Source organism: Nocardia sp. NPDC004415, assembly GCF_053602435.1.
Genome location: NZ_JBSGDP010000009.1, coordinates 82110 through 98707 on the forward strand (window position 1 = coordinate 82110; position 16598 = coordinate 98707).

Genomic DNA, 16598 nt, shown 5'->3' on the forward strand with positions numbered 1-16598 from the left:
TAGCTGAGGCTTAGTTAGGCTAGGCTCTGCTCATTTGCCGTTGTGCTGGATGGGGCGGCAGAGGAAGACAGAGTGGGTGCGTCGTTGGTGGCGCGGGCCGAGGAGAATCGTCGTTTGAGTGGGCTGTATGACGCGGCGCTGGAGAAGAGCAGTTGCGGGGTCGGGTTTCTGACGCGCAAGGACGGCGTGCAGACGCACGAGATCATCCACAAGCTGCACGAGGCACTGTGCGCGGTGCCGCATCGTGGCGGGATGTCGTCGGAGGGTGTGGGTGACGGGGCGGGTGTGAACCTGGATCTGTCGCTGCGGTTCTTCAGCGAGGTCACCGGGCGTGCGCTGACGCCCGGGCAGTTCGGTGTGGGCAACTTCTTCCTGCCCACCGATCCGGCGTTCCACGGCGAGGCCGAGGCCGTCGTCGAGCAGGCGCTGCGCGCGCAGGGCTTCGAGATCCTGTGCACCCGCGAAGTGCCCGTCGACGACGACGCCATCCGCCCGGCGGCGACGAAGTACCAGCTGCCGATCCGCCAGTGGGTGTTCCTGGCCGACGACGATCGCAAGATCCACGACGCGCTCATGGCGATCGAAGCCATCGCCTACACGCGTCCGGAACTGCTCGGGATGTACCCGCTCTCGCTGAGCGCGCGCACCCAGGTGCTCAAGGGCAGACTCAACTCGAACGAGGTGGTGCCCTACTTCCGCGATCTGAACGATCCGCGGATGGAAGTGCACTCGATGTTCTTCCACACCCGGTTCTCCACCAACACCGCGCCCAACGCGACGATGGCCCAGCCGTTCCGGCTGATGGCCCACAACGGTGAGCTCAACACCGACAAGAAGAACCGCCTGTCGGAGAACGCCATCGCGCTGGCCCGCAACCGGGCCATCATCCGCCCGCAGGGCCAGTCCGACAGCTGTCGCCTCGACCAGACCCTGCAGAACCGGGTGCTCGAGGACGAGCTCGACCTGGTGACCGCCGTGGTCGCGATGATGCCGCCGGCCTGGGAGAACGACACCACCCTGTCCCCGCAGGTCACCGCGATGCTGGAGTACTTCAGCCTCTACGAGGAGAAGAACGACGGCCCGGCCGCGCTGATCTTCGGCGACGGCACCATCATCGGCGCCCGTCTGGACCGTCTCGGCCTGCGCCCGCTGCGCACCGTGGAGACCGCCGAGTACCTGGGCGTGATGTCGGAGGCGGGGCAGGTGTATTTCCCGCCGGAGCAGGTCACCCATCGTGGGCGCATCGAAGCGGGCGGCATGCTCTACTTCGATCACGCGCAGCGCCGCTCCTACACCACCACCGAGGCGCTGGAGATGCTGGCCGCGCGCCACGACTACCCGGCCATGCTGACCGAGGCGCGCACGAATCTGGCCGACCTGCCGCCGGTGCCGCCGGTGGGCCAGGGCTCGCCCGCCCGCTACGACGGCGATCTCACCCGCCATCAGCGCTATGTCGCCTACTCGCTCAATCAGGAGAGCTTCAAGTTCCTGATGGACCCCATGCTGGCCACCGGCCAGGAAAAGATCTCCGCGATGGGCTACGGCGCGGCGATCAACGCCCTGTCCGATCAGGAGGGCGGGGTCGCCAAGTACTTCTCGCAGCGGTTCGCGCAGGTCACCAACCCGCCGCTGGACAGCATCCGCGAGGCCGACGGCATGACGCTGCGGGTCGCGCTGGGCGCCAAGCCCAACAGCGGCGCCACGGCGGCACCGCAGATCGTGGTGCGCTCGCCGATCCTGACCCACCTCGACATGCTCAAGATCCGCGATCAGCAGCAGACACCGATGCGCCGGTTCGGTATGCGCTACCGGGTCGACCTCACCGACGCGCGGGCCAACGCCGAGGCGCTGGTGGCCGCGATCGACGCGCTGTGCGACGAGATCGAGGTCTTCGCCCGCGAATCCGGTGGCATCGCCGTGATCACCGACCGGCACGTGTCGGCCGAGCGCGCGGCCATGCCGCTGATCATGGTGGTCTCGGCGATCAATCAGCGGCTGATCGAACAGGGCCTGCGCCTGCGGGTCTCGGTGATCGCCGAGAGCGGGCAGCTGTGCTCCTCGCACCACATCGCCGCCGTGCTCGGGTTCGGCGCGTCGGCGGTGTATCCGCTGGCGGTGCAGATGCGCGCGGAGGAGAAGTTCGGTGACGACGCCGACGCGGCGTTCAAGCATTTCGCCAAGGCGGCCGAGAAGTCGCTGATGAAGACCATGGGCCGGGTCGGGCTGTGCACGGTCGAGAGCTATATCGGCGGCGAGTTCTTCGAGCCGAACTATCTCGACACCGCAGACCCGGTGCTGCACAAGTACTTCCCCAATGTGGTCTCGGCGGTGGCGGGCGTCGGCTTCCCGACGCTGGCCGCGGCCGTCGCGGACTGGCACGCGCGCGCGCTCACCGTGACCGGCGACAAGGACATCCCGCTGCTGGGCCTGTTCAAGGAGCGCGCCGAGGGCGCGGGCCACTCCTACGGCACCACCGCGGTGCGCGGCTTCGTCGACATGACCGAGGAGGCCATCTCCTTCGACGACACTGCCCGCCCGCACAACCCGGCCATGACCGATGCCACCTTCCTGCGGCTGCTGCCGCTCAACCAGCTCGAGGGTGCCTTCGGACTCGACGACGAGGCCTACCGCAACACCAGCTTCGACCAGCTCACCCCGCGCGCGGTCGACAGCTTCGACATCACCCCCGGCTACCGCCACTTCGTGCGGGCGATGAACGCCGAGCGCACCCGTCGCCCGGCCGCGCTGCGCGATGTGCTCGCGCTGCCCGCGGATGTGAACTTCGTGCACACCGCCGAGGAGTTCCGCGCGGAGATGGGCCAGTTCGCCCGCGCCGGGAACAACGACTTCCAGGTGCGCGGCCTGTCCTGCGAGCGGGTCGACGGCGAGTTCGTGCTGCGGCTGGCGCACGGACCCGAACGGCTCACCGTGCTGGCGGAGTCGCTGTACGCGCGCTTCGGCACCGCGATCGAACACCACGAGATCGCCGACGACGCGCTGCGCCTGCGCGCCACCGGCGAGGCCGAGCGCTACCTGAGCGCGGTGCGTTCCGCGCCGGAATCGATTCCGCTGCACCAGGTGCAGCCCGCCAGCGAGATCACCGGCACCCTCGCCTCGGGCGCGATGAGTCACGGCGCGCTGGTGGCTCCGGCGCACGAGGCGGTCGCGCACGGCACCAATATGGTCGGCGGGATGTCCAACTGTGGTGAGGGCGGCGAGCACATCACCCGCTACGGCACCATCCGCGGGTCGCGGATCAAGCAGTTCGCCTCCGGGCGCTTCGGGGTGTGGTCGGGCTATCTGGCCGACCCGATGCTGCAGGAACTCGAGATCAAGATCGGTCAGGGCGCCAAGCCCGGCGAGGGCGGTCAGCTACCCGCGCCGAAGGTGACCGTGGAGATCGCGGCGGCGCGTGGCGGCACGCCCGGTGTCGAACTCGTCTCTCCCCCACCGCATCACGACACCTACTCGATCGAGGACCTCGCCCAGCTCATCCACGACTGCAAGGCGGCGCGGGTGCGGGTGATCGTGAAGCTGGTGTCCTCGGAGGGCATCGGCACGATCGCGGTCGGTGTGGCCAAGGCCGGTGCCGATGTCATCAATGTCGCGGGCAATACCGGTGGCACGGGCGCGGCGGCGGTGACGAGCCTCAAGTACGCGGGCCGTTCCGCCGAGATCGGCGTGGCCGAGGTGCATCAGGCGCTGTGCGCCAACGGGATTCGCCAGAAGGTGATCCTGCGCTGTTCCGGCGCGCACCAGACCGCCAGTGACGTGGTGAAATCGGCGCTGCTGGGTGCCGACAGCTTCGAGTTCGGCACCACCGCGCTGATGATGCTCAAGTGCGTGATGGCCAAGAACTGCAATATCAAGTGCCCGGCCGGTCTCACCACCAATGCCGAAGTGTTCGAAGGCGATCCGCGCGCACTGGCGCAGTATCTGCTCAACATCTCCCACGAGGTGCGCGAGATCCTGGCGACGCTGGGTCTGCGCTCGCTGCGCGAGGCGCGCGGGCGCAGCGACCTGCTGCACCTGCACGATCATCCCTCCAGCATCGGCACCCTGGATCTGCGCCGCATGCTCGAGGTCGCCGAGGAGGTGATCGTGGCGGACCCGATCTACATGGAGAAGGACTTCACGATCGACGACGCCTTCCTCGAGCGGCTCGATCTGGGCGGCGTGTCCTTCGCGCCGGTGGCGCTGACCAACCGGAACAAGAGCGTCGGCGGGCAGCTCGCCATCGATATCGAGCGCCTGCTCAACCACCAGGGCGCCGACGGGCCCGCGGTCACCACCGACGATCGCGGCCGCCGGTATCTGCTGCCCGACAGCGTCACCGTCACCACCACCGGTTCGGCGGGCCAGAGCTACGGCGTGTTCTGCACCGACGGAATGACGTTGAGCCACACCGGAACCTGCAACGACGGTGTCGGCAAGAGCGCCTGCGGCGGCACCATCGTGGTGCGCTCCCCCGGCGGCGGTGCCGAGGGCGCCAACGTGCTGATCGGCAACTTCGCGCTGTTCGGGGCCTCCGGCGGCCGATTATTCGTGGAGGGCCAGGCCGGTGACCGATTCGCGGTGCGCAATTCCGGCGCCACCGCGGTGGTCGAGGGCGTGGGCGAGTTCCTGTGCGAGTACATGACCAACGGCGCGGTGCTCAATATCGGCGGCTTCGGCAAGGGCGTCGCCAACGGCATGAGCGGCGGGTTCCTCTACCAGTACAACCCCGACGGCGACCTCGCCGCGAAGGTGAGCGCCGACTCGGTGCTGGTCCTGCCGATCACCGACGCGCCGTTCCACGAGATGGCCGCGCGGACCATGCTCGAATGGCATGTCGCCGCCACCGGTTCGGCGAAAGGCCGTGCGCTGCTCGAGGATTGGGACAGCACCCGGCACCTGCTCAGCTACGCCATGCCGCGCGCGCTGCTGCAGTACCAGGATTCCGACGCGATCCTGGCCGCCAAGACCCGCCGCGAACTGCTCGACGAGCTCGCCGCGGCGCTGGCCGGACACCAGGTGCGCAAGTTCAAGCTGTCCTACCGCGAGCAGCGCACCGTCCTCGACGGCTCGGTGCCCGGCTACGGTGACACCGACAGCGAGGAGATGTTCGCCCTGCTCAACACCTACACGGTGCTGAACATGGCCCAGCAGCTAGCGCTCTCGCGCATGTCGGGCCCGGCGAAGGTCGACGACCCGGCCGTCGGCAAGGCCGTGCGCAACCTGATCCTCACCGAGGACTTCTTCCTCATCCAGAAGCTGCAGAAGTACGCCCGCGAGGCGATCGACGGCTTCAGCGACGACGATCTCGCCGTCCTCGTCGCCGACAAGCGCCTGGGCGACTACAAGCAGGCGCTGAGCAGGCGCAATGTCCGGTCCATGGACAGCCCCGGCACCTACGGCTGGATCCTGTTCCAGACCGCCAAGAACATCGACAAGATCGGCAGGCTGCCGTCGTTCGAGGAACTGTTCGCCCACCAGGCCGTTCCCGTCGTCGCCCTGTCCGGCCCCACCCTCGAAACGATCACGAGCGCATGAAAATCGCCTACATTCCCGAAGACGCCCCGTTCAACGAGGACCAGCGCGCCTGGCTGTCCGGCTTCCTGGCCGGGCTGCACTCGCGGCTGGCGATGAACCTGTCCGCGCCGCCCGCGGCCGCCACCGACACCGGGGCACCGCGCGTGCCGCTGCGCATCCTCTACGGCACGCAGACCGGCAATGCCGAGAGCGTCGCCGGTGACGCGGCCGCCGCGGCCAAGGCGCAGGGCTTCGACGCCACCGTCAGCGGGCTCGACGAGATCGCCCTCGACGAGTTCGCCGGACTCGAGTACGTCCTGATCATCACCTCCACCTACGGCGAGGGCGAGATGCCCGACAACGCCGAATTGTTCTGGGACGCACTCTCGGCCACCACGGCGCCGCGCCTGGAAGGGGTGGCCTACGGCGTGCTCGCGCTCGGTGACACCGGCTACGACGGGTTCTGTCAGGCGGGCAAGCTCATCGACACCCGCCTCGAGCAGCTCGGCGCGCACCGCATCGTCGGCCGGGCCGACTGCGACATCGACTACGAGACCGCGGCCGCCGAATGGGTGCACAGCGCGGTCTCGACGCTGGTCACCCTGGCCGGGGCCAGCGGCAACCCGGGCACTCCACCGCCGAGCACGGTGGCCCGCTCCGGCTGGACCCGCAAGAACCCGTATCCGGCGCTGCTGCCGGTGAACCGGGTGCTGTCCGGGGCCGGTTCGGGCAAGGAGATCCGCCACTTCGAGTTCGCACTCGCCGACAGCGGCATCGTCTACGAGGCGGGCGACGCGCTGGCCGTGGTGCCGGAGAACGATCCCGCGCTGGTCGCGGCCATCACCGAGCACTTCCGGGTCTCGCCCGACACCCTCGTCGGCGGCGAACCGCTCGGCGAGCTGCTCGGGCACCGTTACGAGATCAGCACGCCGTCCAAGGATCTGCTCAGCGAGGTGGAGAGCCGCGCCGAGCACGAGGAACTCTCGCACGTACTGCGCGGCGGGGTGAAGGAGGTCCTGGATCGCTGGCTCTACGGCAAGGACATCCTCGACATCCTGCGCATCGGCGGTGATGCGCTGAGCCTCGAGGAGTTCGTCGGGCTCTTGAAACCCCTTGTGCACCGGGCCTATTCGATCTCGTCGAGCTCGCTGGCGCATCCCGACCACATCCATTTGACCGTGGCCAGCGTGCGCTATCAGGGCGCCGGACGCGAACGCGGCGGCGTGTGTTCGACCTTCCTGGCCGACCGCAGTGAAGGCGCCAAGATCTTCCTGCAGCCCAACAAGCACTTCCGCGTGCCCGGCGACGACGACGCCCCGATGATCATGGTCGGCCCCGGCACCGGCATCGCGCCGTTCCGCGCCTTCCTGCAGGAACGCGAACAGCGCGGCGCGCAGGGCCGCAACTGGCTGTTCTTCGGCGACCAGCACCGCGAACACGACTACATCTACGCCGATGAACTCACCGGCTGGCACGACTCGGGCGTGCTGAACCGCCTCGACCTCGCGTTCTCCCGCGACCAGGCCGAGAAGATCTACGTGCAGACGCGCATGCGCGAGCACGGCGCCGAGCTGTTCGCCTGGCTCGAGGAGGGCGGGCACTTCTACGTGTGCGGTGACGCCACCCGGATGGCCAAGGACGTGGACAAGGCACTGCACGCCCTCGTCGCCGAACACGGTGGGCTCGACGCCGACGGGGCCGACGCCTACGTCAACACACTCAAGCGCGAGAAGCGGTACGTCCGCGATGTGTACTGACAACCGGCGCTGCGAGCGCTGCCCGGCCCGCCGCATCGCCGGGGGACCCCGCGTGGTCGCCGCGGCGCTGCCCACCCTCGGCACCGTGGTCTCGGTGACCGCCAACGACGTCGCCCTGCTCAGCCAGACCGGCGAATACCAGCAGCCCGCGCTGCCCGGCGAGGCGTTGAGCTGCGGCGATCAGCAGATCGCGCTGCGGGTGAACCCGGGCCTGGTCACCGACACCGTGCTCACCCCGCGCGCGCTGACCCTGGCCGACGCTCACGGCACCCACCGCGCCTACCTCACCCCGATGTCGGATCGGCTCGTGGTGGAGGCGCTGGAAACGGCGCCCGAGGCCGAGCCCGAACCCGATCTCGCGCTGGACTGGACGACGGTGAACTGGCGCGAGACCGATCAGATCACCCACCTCGACGACCTGTCCCCGCAGCGCTACCGGGTACTGCCGTTCACCGGCGCGCGGCGCGTCGACGAGCGGGTGGTGCCGCATCTGCTGACCCATCTCACCGAGGTCAGCCTGGCCCACACCGTCGCCGTCCCCGGCGGCGGCTGCCTGCAGCTGCATCGCGGGCGCGCGGCGATGGCCGAGTGGGCGGGCGGGCACGTGGCGGTGATGTACAACGCGGCGCGATACGCGCTGGACCCGACGCTGCTGGCCGAATGCTGGGTCACCGAGGCGCACGGCGTCGCCGGGAAGACCTCGGCCGTGGAGCTCTACGACCACCAGAACCGCTGCGTCACGGTGCTCACCCAGACCGGGCCGGTGTGTCATCACCTGCACGACGCGTGGGAGACGGTGATCGCCTCGCTGCCGGATCACCCGGAGTAAGGGGCGTCGGCGGCTCCGGCCTCAGAGGCGGCGGCCGGTCGCGAGGAGCAGCAGGTCGAGCGCGGGCGCCTCGACCCGCTCGGGGCCGGTGCCATAGGTCCAGTCGGCGTCGGTGGCGGTCAGGCGCAGGCCGCGCAGCCGCTTGCGGGCGCCGTAGAAGCGGCTGGCGACGATGTGGTCCAGACACGCGAGGACCTGGTCGGTGGGTGCGGTGCGGGTGCGGCCGAGCGGGCGGGCGATGTCCTGGCCGTGCACGATGATGTCGGCGAGCGGGTCGATCGGCGCGGCGCCCGGCGAGCGGCGCGGCGACTCGGCGAAGGCCCGCAGCTGGGCGACGAGTTCTCGCGGGGTGTGCCGGGCGGCGCGTGCGACGGCCGCGTCGGCGTTCATCCGGTCCCAGTCGCCCCTGGCCCGCACCAGGCCGGCGAGGGTGGCGCCGAGTGTGTCGGCGGTGGTGAGGTGGGCGGCCACCTCGCGCACCGACCAGTCCGCGCACAGTGAATCGCGCGACCACTCCTCGGGGGTCAATTCTTCGAGGAAGTCGGCGAGGTCGAGGCGTTCGGCGCGCAGGTCGCGTGCGATGAGTTCACGGTCCATATCGGTGTGGACGGGCCGTGATCGGTGAACTCATCGGCGTTCGCCGTGGAAAGATCGTGCGCATGGGCAGCTCAGGGAATCCGGTCATGATCCTCGGCGTGGCGGGCGGTGTGGCCGTCGGCCTGCTGGTGGCGAACTGGAGTCCGGTGCGGGCGGTGATCTACGCGGTGATCTGGCTGGTGGCGGCGGGGGTGCTGCTGGTGCGCGGGCAGCTACGGCGCAGGTCGGCCGAGGAGCCCGCGGGCGAGTGAGTTCACAGGCGGGTGGTGTCGTCCAGGTGTAGCCGCCGGTCGAGGCGGTGCGGGTCGACATCGAGCAGCTTGCGGTCCCAGTGGGCCAGGTCGGCGGCGGCCGCGTAGGTGGTGTCGAGGAAGTCGAGCAGGGTGGCGTCGGGATCGGGCGCGGTGCGTACCGCCTCGTAGGGCAGCACGAATTCGCCCAGGTCGGCGTCCCATCGGGCGCCCTGCGGGCCCGCGGGACGGTCGCTGTAGCCCTCCGGCGCGGGGTAGGAGTAGGCGTAGAACATGCCCTCGGTGCCGCCGGGCCAGAAGCCCGCGCTGGCGCATTCGCGCGAATAGCCCTCTTCCATCACCCAGTCCGCGCAGTTGGGGGCGCCGCCGGGATGCAGCGGCGCGCTGCGGCCGGAGAAACGGGTGCAGGCCAGGTCGAAGGCACCCCAGAACACGTGCACCGGGCTGGATTTTCCGGCGAACCCGGCCCGCCAGAGCGCGAAGACGCGGTCGATCTGGACCAGCTGCTGCCAGAACAGGTGCACGGCGTCGGCGTCGTAGGAGCCGTGGGTGGTGTCGTCGGCGAACGGGATGGCCGGGTCGACCTCGTTGGGTGCGGCCTCGATGTCGAGGCTGACGTCGAGACTGTGCAGGATGTCGCGCAGTTCGCCGTAGAAGTCGGCGACCGTGCGCGGCCGCAGCACCACACAGGCCCGGCGGCCGTCGCTGGTGCGCAGGTTCAGTTCGTGGTCGACGAAGTCGAATTCGATGTCGAGGACCCGGCCGTCTACCGGGATCGCCGGGCTGCGCAGCCCGCGGGCGCTGATCCGCGAGGTGACGTTCCACCAGTGGTTGATCAGCGCGGTCCCCGACATCTGCAGTTTGCCCACGATCTGCAACCACATGTGCAGGGTGTCGCGGGTATCGGACCAGGAGTCGACGCTCAGCTCGGGCCAGGTGGCGCCGGCGGGGGTGAGGCGGGCCATCACTCCATGCTACGTGCGCCGGGTGGGGTGAGCCGGGAGCGCGGACTCGCGCGCGCCACTGTTGTCTGAGACCCTGAGTCTCATATAAAGTGGGACGTGCGCCACACGAAGGAGACATCACCGATGCTGTCGACAACCAAGAACACCGCGACCGATCCCGAGTACCACGAGATCCTGCGCAACCTGTCCGAAGGCTCGGTGAACCGGCACTTCGATCCCTACGTCGACATCGACTGGGATTCGCCCGAGTTCGCCGTACATTCCGACGACCCGCGCTGGATCATGCCCGACGAGGACCCCCTGGGCCGTCACCCCTGGTACAAGGCCCAGCCGGTCGAGAAGCAGATCGCCATGGGTATGTGGCGCCAGGCCGGCATCGCCAAGGTGGGCCTGGACTTCGAGCAGCTGCTCATCCGCGGGCTGATGCAGTACCTGGTCTCGGTACCCAACGGTGACCCGGAATTCCGCTACGTCACGCACGAGGCTGCCGAAGAGTGCAACCACACGATGATGTTCCAGGAGATGATCAACCGCATCGGCTACCGCGATGTGGTCGGCATGGGCACCATCGACCGCAAGCTGACGATGGCCATCTGGCCCGCCGTGAAGTACTTCCCCGAACTGTTCTTCACGATGATCCTTGGTGGCGAGGAGCCGATCGACCACCTGCAGAAGTCGCTGCTGCGCGCCGGTGTCGACCTGCATCCGATGGTGCAGCGCGTCATGCAGATCCATGTGGCCGAGGAGGCCCGCCACATCTCCTTCGCCCACGAGTACCTGCGCCGCAATGTGCCGGGGATGAACCCGCTCACCAAGGCCGTGCTCTCGGTGGCCTTCCCGGTCGCCATGCGGGTGATGCTCGACATGATCATGACCCCGCCCAAGGAGTTCGTCGACAAGTTCGACATCCCGGCCGAGGTGATGCGCGAGGCGTACTGGGGCAGCGAGGAATCGCAGACCACCATCCGCAACATCTTCGGTGACGTGCGGGCGCTGGCCACCAACAGCGGCATGATGAACCCGGTCGCCAGGCTCACCTGGAAGCTGCTCGGCATCGACGGCCCGGCCACCCGCTACCGCAGCGAACCGGCCCGCAAGGTCGCCTGAGGCAAAGCCGTAGTCCACTGTACACAGCGATGTACAGTGGACTATGGCTGATTACGAGACAGTGCCACTGACCGAGTTGCGGGGGCAGCTCGGTAGTGTTTTCGACGGCGTGTCCGCGAGCGGACGGCCGGTGATCGTGACCCGGGAGGGGAAGGAGCTGGTCGCGGTGGTACCCGCTGAGGTGTTACGGCACGGGGCATTACCCCCGGCGTACTTCAACGATGATCTGCGCGAGCAGATCCTCGGCAGGCTCGACGACCGGATCAAACAGCATTCCGCCGCCGAGATCGCCGACGCGGAAGCGAAACTGAGCACCCTGATGCGCGCGTTGAACGGCACGGCCGCGAGCGAGCGGTGAGCGTCGCCGACCACACCGCGCTCACCTCGCTGGCCAGATCGCCGCTGTTCGGCCAGGTGATCATGCGCCAGTTCACCCAGCAGCGCCGGATCATGGTGGTGCCCTCGGTGAGTCTGATGGCCGCCATGCGCGCGGTGGACAACATCGACGAGCTCGGCCGCCTGCTCGACAACCGCGTCGCGGTGCGCTGGGCCGAACTCGACGCCGCCACCGCCATTCGCGTCGGCACCACCGTGCCGATGGCCGACGACCACATCGACTGGCCGCTGGTCGCCCCGGTGGTGTTCACCGCCCAGCACCTGGACATGCCGGTGCTGACCGCCAAGCCGGAGCTCTATCGCGGATACAAGGTGCAGATCGCTCCCATGCCGTGATAGCGGGGTGGCCTCGGATGTGATGCGCGTCTCGGTTACGGTGCTCGGGTGAAAGCAGTACCAGGAACACTCGAGGAGAGCTGGTTATGCATCATTTGAGCTTCATGCGTCGTCTCACCACCGCCGTGGCCGCCACCTCGGCCGCGATCGCCGTCGTCTTCGCCGCGCCCGCGGTGGCCGATCCCGAGCCACAGACCGTGGACGTGGCCGCGGCCGTCGCGCAGTTGCGCACCTCCGTCGCCGGTAACGAGGGCGCCCTGGCGGCGCTGGACGCGCTGACCGAGGACGGCACCGTCGAGGTGGCCCTGCCCGCGCAGCCGTTCCAGATTCCCGCGACCTCCGACATCGGCCAGAACGGCGGCGGCCCCGGCGTCTACGGCTCCGGTATCGCCCTGGACATCGACGGCTTCCGCTTCGGCTTCTTCGGCGGCCCCGGCACCATCTCGCCGAACCAGAACGGCGCCAAACTCGAGGTGATGTGGCTGAACCTGTCCAACGGGCAGAGCGGCACCGCGGTGCTCACCGAGCACCAGGACGTCCCGGTCGACACCACCATCCGCACCGCGGCGCTCAACACCGGCGGCGGCCTGATCGTCGCGGCGGTCTACGGCACGCTGTGGCACCGCTGGTCGGTCCCGGTCGACGAGCAGCACCCCGACGGCTACGCCTACCAGCTGGGCACCATCCAGCAGCCGTCCTTCGGCGCCGTCACCCGCTGATCGACATCGTTCCCGACGCACCCCGGTCCCGCGCCGGGGTGCGTCGTCGCGTTCCGGGGCGCGCGAGGGTGGGATTGCGGCGCAAGGGTTTCGGCGTGGCGTAGGTTGACCGCGTGGATCTGGTCGACCGACTCGAAGAACTGGAACGGCGGGTCACCGCCCTGGAGAACCGGCCCGGCGGAGGTGCGGCGGACCTGCCGTGGGCCGTGGCCCGGTTGCGGCAGGAGTTCGAGGCCGCCGGGGCGCGCAACGGCGGCGTCCTGCTCGCGGGTGCGCTGCACCTGCCCACCGGCGAGCAGCTGAACTGGCAGGCCCAGTTCGCCACCGACGCCGTGGTGGGCGATGTGTGGACCATCGAGGCCGCCAATTGCCTTGCCGCGCTGGCCGATCCGGTCCGCCTGCGACTGCTGCAGGAGATCGTCTATGGCCGCCGCACAGCCGCCGACCTCGCCGCGATCGAGGAATTGGGCACCTCGGCCGAGATCTACCAGCACCTTCGCCAGCTCGCGGCGGTCGGCTGGTTGCAGACCGCGGGGCGCGGCCGGTTCGAGGTTCCCGAGGCCAGACTGGTCCCGCTGCTCGCGACCTTGGCCAGCGCGCAGCGGTGACCGGAGAAATATCCCAATTGTCCGGTTAGAACACTGTGATGTAGAGCATACCGGCTGCTACGGTGAGCATCAGATCAGCGAAGCCCGGAGGTAGCCGAGTGAACGTGTCCCACCTGCTCGAAAGCGTGAAGGCCCTGGGAGTGCTGCGTTCGCGCGGCGTCTCCGACCCGACCAAGCCGCTCGAGACCCTGCGGACGATGAAGGAATCCAAGATCTACGGCCCGCAGGCCACCCTGGTCCGGCATTCCGCCCGCGTGGCACCCGATCAGGTCGCCCTGGCCGACGAGCGCGGGGAACTCACCTACCGGGAACTCGACGAGCAGTCCACCGCGGTGGCCCGCGGGCTCCAGGCGGCCGGCATCGGCGAGGGCACCGTGATCGCGGTGCTGGCGCGCGATCACCGCGGCCTGATCATGTCGATGATCGCGGCGGGCAAGCTGGGCGCGCGGATCGCGCTGATGAACACCGGCTTCGCCAAGCCGCAGTTCGCCGAGGTCTGCGAGCGCGAGCACGTGCGCGCGGTGCTGCACGACAGCGAGTTCCTCGGCCTGCTCGACGCGCTGCCCACCGACCTGCCGCGCTACCTCACCTGGGTCGACGAGGGCACCGAACTGCCCGAGGGCGCAACCACTTTCGACGACCTCATCGCGAACAACAGCACCGACGACCTGCCCGCCCCCAGCAAGCCAGGCGGCTTCATCATCCTCACCAGCGGCACCACCGGCCTGCCCAAGGGCGCCCCGCGCACCAAGGTCACCCCGATGGCCACCGCGCAGTTCGTGGACCGGGTGCCCTTCCCCAAGCGCGGCACCATGATGATCGTGTCCCCGATCTTCCACAGCACCGGTCTGGGCACCTGGCTGGTCGGCTCGATCCTGTCGAACAAGATCGTGATGCGCCGCCGCTTCGACGCCGAGGCCACCCTGGCCGCGATCGCCGAGCACAAGGTGGAGATGCTGGTCGCGGTGCCGACCATGCTGCACCGGATGACCGAACTGCCCGCCGAGGTGCGCGCCAAGTACGACCTGTCCTCGCTGAAGGTCATCCTGTTCGCCGGGTCCGCGCTCACCCCGGAGCTGTGCATCCGCGCCACCGAGGCGTTCGGCCCGGTGCTCTACAACCTCTACGGCTCCACCGAGGTGGCCATCGCCAGCATCGCCAACCCGGCCGAACTGGCCGAGGCGCCGGGCACGGTGGGCCGCTCGCCGATCACCTGCGAGGTGCGCCTCTACGACGAGAACGACCAGCGCATCGAGGCAGCCGAGACGCCGGGCCGGATCTTCGTGCGCAGCGGCGCCCCGTTCGAGGGCTACACCGACGGGCGCAACAAGCAGATCATCGACGGCTACATGTCCAGCGGCGATCTCGGCCACTTCACCCCGTCCGGGCTGCTCATGGTCGACGGCCGCGACGACGACATGATCGTCTCCGGCGGCGAGAACGTCTTCCCGCAGGAGGTGGAGAACCTGCTCGTCGAGCGGCCGGACGTGTTCGACGTGGCGGTGGTCGGCGTCGACGACGACGAGTTCGGCAAGCGGCTGCGCGCCTTCATCGTGGTGGAGCCCGGCCACACGGTCGAGGCCGCCGAGATCAAGGAGCACGTGAAGTCGAACCTGGCCCGGTTCAAGGTGCCGCGCGAGGTCGTGTTCGTCGACGAGCTGCCGCGCAACGCCACCGGCAAGATTCTGCGGCGGGTGCTGGTGGACTATGAGGTGTCACAGTGAGACCGGCGAGTACCTGAGACTCCTTGTCACCGGAACCGCGGGTACTTGATACTGTCACCACCAGCACTGGATCTCGAGGACGCGGTCCGGCCTACTCGTCATGGGCCGCCGCCGGAAGGCTGTTCCATGTCTCTGTCTCTGCCCGCGCTCGGTGGCACCGCCCGGCGCGCCGGCGATTTCGCTCTCGGCGTCAAGGTCATGGTGGACCGCAAGCTGTTCAATCCGCTGCGCCCCGACCATGCCGCCCGCTCGTTCTTCAACGTCTCCAAGTTCGGGCCGTTCGCGGGTGTGGTGATGCACGCGGCGCAGTCGCGGCCCACCGCGGGCGCGATCGTCGACGAGCGCGGTGAGCTGACCTTCGGCCAGCTCGACGAGCAGTCCAACGCCTTCGCGCGGGGTCTGCGGGCCAGTGGTGTCGCCGAGGGCGATGTCGTCGCGGTGCTGGCCCGCGACCACCGCGGCATGGTGCTGAGCCTGCTGGCCGCGGGCAAGCTGGGTGTGCGGGCGGTGCTGATGAACACCGGGTTCGCCAAGCCGCAGTTCGCCGATGTGGCCGCGCGCGAGAAGGTCAAGGCGGTGCTGCACGACAGCGAGTTCGTCGACCTGATGAGCGCCATCCCCGCCGATATCCCGCGGGTGCTCACCTGGGTCGACGAGGCGCACGGCGTCGACCCGTCGATTCCCACCGTCGAGTCGCTGTCGGCGGGCCGGTCGGCCGCGCCGCTGAGCGCGCCCGGCAAGCCCGGCGGCATGGTCATCCTGACCAGCGGCACCACCGGCACGCCCAAGGGCGCCCCGCGCGACAAGGTCTCACCCTTCGCCTCGGCGCAGTTCGTCGACCGGGTGCCGCTGCCCAACAACGGCACCATGATCATGGCCGCGCCGATCTTCCACGGCACCGGCCTGTCCCAGTTCACCCTGGGCCTGGCCCTGGGCAACCGGGTGATCTTCCAGCAGCGCAAGTTCGATCCCGAGGCCACGCTGGCCAATGTCGTGAAGTACCGGGCGGATTCGCTGGTCGTGGTGCCGACCATGCTCCAGCGCATCCTCGATCTCGACGAGAAGGTGCTGGCGAAATACGACCCGAGCACCATGAAGGTGATCTTCGCGGCGGGCTCGGCCATCGCCCCCGACGTGGTGACCCGCACCCTGGACTACTTCGGCGACAGTCTCTACAACCTCTACGGTTCCACCGAGTGCGCGGTGATGACCGTGGCCACCCCCGAGGACCTGCGCAAGGCGCCGACCACCGCGGGCAAGGCGCCGGTCGGTATCCGGATCGTGCTGCTCGACGAGAACCGCAAGCCGATCACCGCGCCGAATGTCACCGGAACCATCTTCGTGGACAACGGTTTCGCCTTCACCGGCTACACCGACGGCCGCACCAAGGAGATGGTCGACGGCATGATGTCCAGCGGTGACGTCGGCCATTTCGACGAAGACGGCCTGCTCTACATCGACGGCCGCGACGACGACATGATCGTCTCCGGCGGCGAGAACGTCTTCCCGCTCGAGGTGGAGAACCTCATCGCGGGCCGCGCCGACGTGTTCGAGGCGGCCGTGGTGGGCGTCGACGACCGCGACTACGGCAAGCGGCTGCGCGCGTTCGTGGTGCCCGGCCCGGAGTCCGCGCGCGACGCCGCCGAGATCAAGGAGTTCGTGCGCGCGAACCTGGCCCGCTACAAGGTGCCGCGCGAGGTGATCTTCGTCGACGAACTGCCCCGCAACGCCACCGGCAAACTGCTGCGCAAGCCGCTGATCGAGATGACGGTCGACGAGCAGTGAGCTGATACCGGTC

The 16598-nt window shown here is 68.9% G+C and carries 13 protein-coding genes; 11 read left to right on the forward strand and 2 right to left on the reverse strand.

Going from position 1 to position 16598, the window contains the following annotated elements:
- The first annotated feature begins 114 nt into the window (after positions 1–114).
- Genes ACWEMY_RS06855 through ACWEMY_RS06865 form a run of 3 tightly spaced genes read left to right on the forward strand, consistent with a single transcriptional unit; the run spans position 115 to position 8097 of the window.
- Positions 115–5532: a glutamate synthase-related protein gene (locus ACWEMY_RS06855; protein ID WP_452389205.1), complete on the forward strand. Its 5418-nt coding sequence runs from the start codon at positions 115–117 to the stop codon at positions 5530–5532.
- On the forward strand, positions 5529–7268 hold the full coding sequence (locus ACWEMY_RS06860) for a diflavin oxidoreductase (RefSeq protein ID WP_452389206.1): 1740 nt from the start codon (positions 5529–5531) through the stop codon (positions 7266–7268). Before ACWEMY_RS06855 ends, ACWEMY_RS06860 begins: the two co-directional genes overlap by 4 nt.
- Entirely contained in the window at positions 7258–8097 is an 840-nt protein-coding gene (locus tag ACWEMY_RS06865) for a hypothetical protein (RefSeq protein WP_452389207.1), read from the forward strand. Before ACWEMY_RS06860 ends, ACWEMY_RS06865 begins: the two co-directional genes overlap by 11 nt.
- A 21-nt stretch (positions 8098–8118) precedes the next feature.
- Here the strand turns inward: ACWEMY_RS06865 and ACWEMY_RS06870 are convergent, their stop codons facing one another.
- Entirely contained in the window at positions 8119–8694 is a 576-nt protein-coding gene (locus ACWEMY_RS06870; RefSeq protein ID WP_452389208.1) for a maleylpyruvate isomerase family mycothiol-dependent enzyme, read from the reverse strand.
- Positions 8695–8756: 62 nt separating this feature from the next.
- Between ACWEMY_RS06870 and ACWEMY_RS06875 the strand changes: the two genes are divergently transcribed.
- Positions 8757–8945, forward strand: a complete 189-nt coding sequence (locus tag ACWEMY_RS06875; RefSeq protein ID WP_375929559.1) for a hypothetical protein — start codon at positions 8757–8759, stop codon at positions 8943–8945.
- Positions 8946–8947: 2 nt separating this feature from the next.
- Here ACWEMY_RS06875 and ACWEMY_RS06880 read toward each other — a convergent pair whose 3' ends face one another.
- A complete protein-coding gene (locus tag ACWEMY_RS06880; protein ID WP_452389209.1) occupies positions 8948–9910 on the reverse strand; it encodes a DUF5996 family protein in 963 nt (320 codons plus the stop codon).
- 123 nt (positions 9911–10033) lie between these two features.
- Between ACWEMY_RS06880 and ACWEMY_RS06885 the strand changes: the two genes are divergently transcribed.
- The 7 genes from ACWEMY_RS06885 to ACWEMY_RS06915 all read left to right on the forward strand — a co-directional run bounded on the left by ACWEMY_RS06885 (position 10034) and on the right by ACWEMY_RS06915 (position 16585).
- Positions 10034–11017 carry an AurF N-oxygenase family protein gene (locus ACWEMY_RS06885; protein ID WP_452389210.1) on the forward strand — a complete coding sequence of 328 codons (984 nt, stop codon included), beginning with the start codon at positions 10034–10036 and terminating at the stop codon, positions 11015–11017.
- 43 nt (positions 11018–11060) lie between these two features.
- Positions 11061–11375 (forward strand): type II toxin-antitoxin system Phd/YefM family antitoxin, encoded by a 315-nt coding sequence (locus ACWEMY_RS06890; RefSeq protein ID WP_375929562.1) that lies wholly within the window; start codon positions 11061–11063, stop codon positions 11373–11375.
- Positions 11372–11749 (forward strand): PIN domain-containing protein, encoded by a 378-nt coding sequence (locus ACWEMY_RS06895; protein ID WP_278263493.1) that lies wholly within the window; start codon positions 11372–11374, stop codon positions 11747–11749. Before ACWEMY_RS06890 ends, ACWEMY_RS06895 begins: the two co-directional genes overlap by 4 nt.
- Before the next feature lie 86 nt (positions 11750–11835).
- A complete protein-coding gene (locus ACWEMY_RS06900; RefSeq protein WP_452389211.1) occupies positions 11836–12468 on the forward strand; it encodes a hypothetical protein in 633 nt (210 codons plus the stop codon).
- A gap of 113 nt (positions 12469–12581) precedes the next feature.
- Positions 12582–13076 carry an ArsR/SmtB family transcription factor gene (locus tag ACWEMY_RS06905; protein WP_452389212.1) on the forward strand — a complete coding sequence of 165 codons (495 nt, stop codon included), beginning with the start codon at positions 12582–12584 and terminating at the stop codon, positions 13074–13076.
- Positions 13077–13174: 98 nt separating this feature from the next.
- Positions 13175–14800 (forward strand): acyl-CoA synthetase, encoded by a 1626-nt coding sequence (locus ACWEMY_RS06910; RefSeq protein WP_452389213.1) that lies wholly within the window; start codon positions 13175–13177, stop codon positions 14798–14800.
- Between the two features lie 126 nt (positions 14801–14926).
- On the forward strand, positions 14927–16585 hold the full coding sequence (locus tag ACWEMY_RS06915; protein ID WP_452389214.1) for an acyl-CoA synthetase: 1659 nt from the start codon (positions 14927–14929) through the stop codon (positions 16583–16585).
- Positions 16586–16598: the final 13 nt, after the last annotated feature.